This is a genomic window from Capnocytophaga sp. oral taxon 326 str. F0382 (assembly GCF_000318295.1).
Classification (GTDB): Bacteria; Bacteroidota; Bacteroidia; order Flavobacteriales; family Flavobacteriaceae; genus Capnocytophaga; species Capnocytophaga periodontitidis.
Map to the genome: position 1 here is coordinate 1 of NZ_KB291473.1, position 867 is coordinate 867.

Here is an 867-nt window from a genome sequence, read left to right on the forward strand (position 1 = left end):
AATTAGTATTTGGAGTATATGTTACTGTATTGTCAAGATTCATTACTGCTGCACCATTAGCTGGGGCATTGGTAATATGCGGCGTTGTTCCGTGAGGGGTATCGTTACGTAACACTTCTATTACAATAGGCGTGTTGATAGGAGTTGTAACCTCATCATTTACCGCTACAGGTATTGCCACTGCTGTTCTGTGTACTACTATAGTTGCCGTGGCACTGCTGCAATTACCTGGGTTCAGTTTCTCACAGATACTATAAGTAACCGTATAAGTACCCGATGCGGTACCTGCAGGGACTGTAAGTGTACCATCGGTATGGGTTTGAACGCCTTTTGGAACAGTTAGCCAAGTGAGGGTTACTGAGCTCGTGCTCGGGTTCAAGTGCCCGTTGAGACTATCGTTGGTCAGTACTCTACTGGTAGTACCGCCTATTATACCATCTGCAATAGTAAAGGTATCTGTATTAGCTATAATTGCAGGAGCACCTACTACAATAGTTGCTTTGGCTGTACTGCAGTTGCTTGGGTTGAGCACTTCACAGATACTATAAGTTACTGTGTAAGTACCCGATGCATTACCTGCAGGGATTGTAAGTGTACCATCGGTGTGGGTTTGAACACCTGTTGGAACAGTTAGCCAAGTGAGGGTTACCGAAGTAGTACTTGGGTTCAAATGTCCGTTTAAGCTATCGTTAGTCAATACACTGCCGGTAGTACCACCATTAGCACCATTGGTGATAGTTAGGGTGTCTGTGTTGGCTACAATCGCAGGAGCACCTACTACAATAGTGGCTGTGGCTGTGCTGCAGTTGCTTGGGTTGAGTACTTCACAGATGCTATAAGTTACTGTGTATGTACCCGATGCAGTAC

The 867-nt window shown here is 45.1% G+C and carries 1 protein-coding gene; it reads right to left on the minus strand.

Going from position 1 to position 867, the window contains the following annotated elements; translation table 11 throughout:
• Positions 1-867 (minus strand): Ig-like domain-containing protein (locus HMPREF9073_RS16100; RefSeq protein ID WP_009414513.1); only part of this gene is annotated, 867 nt, incomplete at both ends.